3 protein-coding genes and 1 pseudogene are annotated in these 3,312 nt (G+C 34.7%); all 4 read right to left on the reverse strand.

The annotated features are described in order from the left end of the window. Positions 1 to 923: 923 nt before the first annotated feature. Entirely contained in the window at positions 924 to 1,061 is a 138-nt protein-coding gene (locus BTA30_RS23510) for a hypothetical protein (protein WP_164470273.1), read from the reverse strand. Continuing rightward, positions 1,062 to 2,155: pseudogene (locus tag BTA30_RS22335) on the reverse strand (response regulator aspartate phosphatase). 399 nt (positions 2,156 to 2,554) lie between these two features. Next, a complete protein-coding gene (locus BTA30_RS24040; protein WP_239693705.1) occupies positions 2,555 to 2,701 on the reverse strand; it encodes a hypothetical protein in 147 nt (48 codons plus the stop codon). A 72-nt stretch (positions 2,702 to 2,773) separates the two neighbouring features. After that, a complete protein-coding gene (locus BTA30_RS22345; RefSeq protein ID WP_076764268.1) occupies positions 2,774 to 3,283 on the reverse strand; it encodes a Rok-like winged helix domain-containing protein in 510 nt (169 codons plus the stop codon). Positions 3,284 to 3,312: the final 29 nt, after the last annotated feature.

Raw genomic sequence — 3,312 nt, forward strand, 5'->3', positions numbered from 1 at the left:
GTATAAGAAAGTTCTTTCCCCCCTTTATTTCTTTATAAAAAAGACCATCTGACGAAGAAATTAACTGATCTACATTTCATATTTAATTCTTTTTTCAAATAGATTGATCTGCATAGCAATGACTTTTTAGAGAAATCTAGGGTTACTGTATCTTATTCCAACGAATCCTACTCATCCTCATTTGCTGATAGGCTAACTCGATCTAGACTAATCATAAAAAAAGATCAATTAAGAATACTATATAAGTAAACTTAATTGATCTTATTATACGAATAGACCTCCCTTGAGCCGCTAAACTTGTAGGGAGGTCTATACCTAGATCTTATGAGCAAGCCCCTTTCCTTAGTGGGCTGCTTTTTGTACGCTGACTCGACTGTTGACGCAGTTGAGTCTTTTTTATTTTATGTAACTTTGCAGATGATAAACACAATTGCAATACTTTTGTTTAATTTAAAATTGAAAAACTAATTCATCTTTAATTTGTGTAATGCATTTCACCAATATAGCATTAATATATTGTTTCACCATTTATTATAGTCAATGGTATACTTTTTGTCAATCGAAATGTAATGCATTACATCTTTATAATCAAACTGAAGAAACCATGATGAAGTATAACGAAAAGAACCTATCTCCTTTGTTTATGTAAAAATGATGGTTTCGACTAATGAAATTTTTAATTTAAATTTGCCATTCTTTCAGCTATTTGAATGCTTTTTTCTGCTCATACTTAGGAGTGGCTAAGGAAGTCCAAGGAGGGCTCTACTTGTTTCTGAGGACGAGAAAGATGGGACACCTACTCCAAAGTAAGGTGAAGAAGATTGAAGTCCCTGGAGGCAAATCGGATACTTGAGAAGTGAATACAGACACAGAGGACTACAGAGAGACTATATAAGCCCCTCTGTGTTTTTTTAAAAAATTGTTTAGGAGCCTGCCCCTCTTGAGGCAAGTAAAGTAGCTGTGCTATCTGCTTGAGCAGTTTCTAAAATGAAGTTTGTAGTACTAGACAAAACAAGCCCAAGCGACGCAGTAATGAAAGCAGTTACAATAAGTTTTTTCATTTAAAGAACCTCCTTACCTGTAAGTTTACTTGATTTTATGGCTTTTTCCAAGAAGTATGTGGAATATTTGTAATTATTTAAGGAACTGTAGACCTTTGCTACATCCTCAGCAAGCGCCTCAATGTCTACAAAAGCCTCTCTTTCCTCTAGCCTGTTAATAAAGTCTTTGACTTGCTCTATACCTTCAAGGGGGGCAGTATAGCATATATTGAGAACTGAAAATTTAAGGGCAAAGTTTATATTATTTGTTTTTTGTGAAAATTCAAAGCCCAGCTGTACCCACTTTATTGCTTTGTCCACTTCCCCTATCTTATATGTTGATCTGGCTGACTCATAAATGCATTGCATGTACATGATAGGTGCATTTCTTTTCAGATCATTGGTTTCAAAGGACAGGTTAAAATACACAAGAGCTTCCTCATGTTTATCCTCTTGGATTTTCAAAAAACCTAGATCATAATAAACCGCGGCTAATAAATGGTTGTCACCCACTTTAATAAGTCTTTCTGCACAGCCTTTTAGCATAGTCTCTGCCCTTAAAAGCCTGCCATCATCTATGTAGTTCAGAGCCAACAGCACAGTACAATTAAGGGATTGTGTCTTATAGTCTGCGTATGCTTGATAGATGCTTTTAGCTATTGAGAGGTGATGAAAAGAGAGTAGGGTTGTTTTAGTAAAGTAGTAGAGGTTCCCAAGCTTATAATGAAATTCAGCCTTCTCAATCTCATCCTCCACATTGTCTAATTGTCTCTAGCAACTCTAAAAAGTGTGAGTGCTTTAGAGTAGTTATTCTTTGCACTCTCATACATTCCTTTAAACAGGAAATAATAATACCTTAACATTCCATCAGTTTTAGCCTTGTCTTCAGCGTTGGGAGGAAGTTTAGGCTCTCCTGCTATATCTTCCATTAAAACTCTAAACCTATAGTCCAGCAGATTAAAATAAAGCAAAACATCTTGATCTTCTTCCATACTACCAAAAAGACTCATTATCCTGTCTCTAAGCTCTATAGCTTTAGAAACATCTCTTTTTTTAATGTAGACATACCATGTATTTATAAGGTTGGCAACATCCACTGAGGCTATCTTTTTCATAACTTACCTCCTAATACAATACTTGCCTCTAACACTATGATAACATTTTACAGAATGTTACTAATTTTTGCAAAGGAATTCCCATGTATATCTTACTTTTTTAAGTGTTTTCAAGAAAGTTGGGTTAAAAAGCCCCGATCTTCCCTCTCTATCGTAACAACAAACTGATACTTTGATTAGGATCAACTCTTTATCACAATTCTTCCAGTTTCCTTTTCATATGAAGTTTCAAAGCAGCTTTCCAATACCGCGAAATCCCTTCCTTAATGCCCCCTTCTTTAGTTTTTATATAATAAGGATACTCAACAAACATATCATCACAGATGACAACTTCGTGAATTTTTGTGTTTTCCTTTCTCAGGTAATCATTGATTTGCTTCCTGAAACCGAACAGTATTTTTATTTGCCCTCATAGTAATCAACGAGTCCACTGTTTTGATTAGATTGTGCTTTAGCAATTCTTGTTTCCATAGCGTGAACGCACAAATCAATAATAATTTTCTCGTGGATTGCTTCAGCAAGTTCATCAGAAATAATTGGTCTCATAACCCACATCACCTTAAAACCGAATATATGTTCTTATTATACACTAATTTATTTCATCAAAACAAAAAGCCCTTATTCAAAGGACTTTTCATTCTGAATGGCATATTGACCACGATATGGCTTTTTCACTTCAGGATGGTGTTTCATAAGACCGACCATGAAAGTAGTCATATTTTTAATTTTCATACCAGTTCCTTTTTCAATTTCTGTTCGGAGTCTTGCTCCTCTAATACCCTCTTCTTGCTTATTCAATATTTTTAATGCTTCCTCTCGCTGTATAGAAGTTTTAGACCTATGAAGTGTTTGTGTTGCTGAGTTTAACGGAGATACGTTATTTGTTGGAAGAGATTGCTGATTTGAATATTTGGTTTGTTTCAATTTTTGGGCTGTAGCACCAGCCAAATTGATTAATGAAAGCTTTTTGTTAATTGTAGGAGATTCAACGTCTTTTCCATCCAATTCGCGTAGCTTAGAATAGATGTTATCACGTTCTTTTTGGATTTCTTGCATGAGAGTAATCTCTTTATCATTAAGTTGTTCCAGTCTCAAACGTAAAGATTCCCTTTCCATTTCATTGAACATAATCTCACCTCCTAAAACAATTATTTAAT

Source organism: Bacillus swezeyi (assembly GCF_001969815.1).
In the GTDB taxonomy this organism is placed as follows: domain Bacteria; phylum Bacillota; class Bacilli; order Bacillales; family Bacillaceae; genus Bacillus; species Bacillus swezeyi.

Bases quoted from the DNA above. Each gene is read 5' to 3' on its own strand.
- BTA30_RS23510 (WP_164470273.1), bottom strand. From the start codon at position 1,061: ATGAAAAAACTTATTGTAACTGCTTTCATTACTGCGTCGCTTGGGCTT.
- BTA30_RS24040 (WP_239693705.1), bottom strand. From the start codon at position 2,701: ATGAGACCAATTATTTCTGATGAACTTGCTGAAGCAATCCACGAGAAA.
- BTA30_RS22345 (WP_076764268.1), bottom strand. From the start codon at position 3,283: ATGTTCAATGAAATGGAAAGGGAATCTTTACGTTTGAGACTGGAACAA.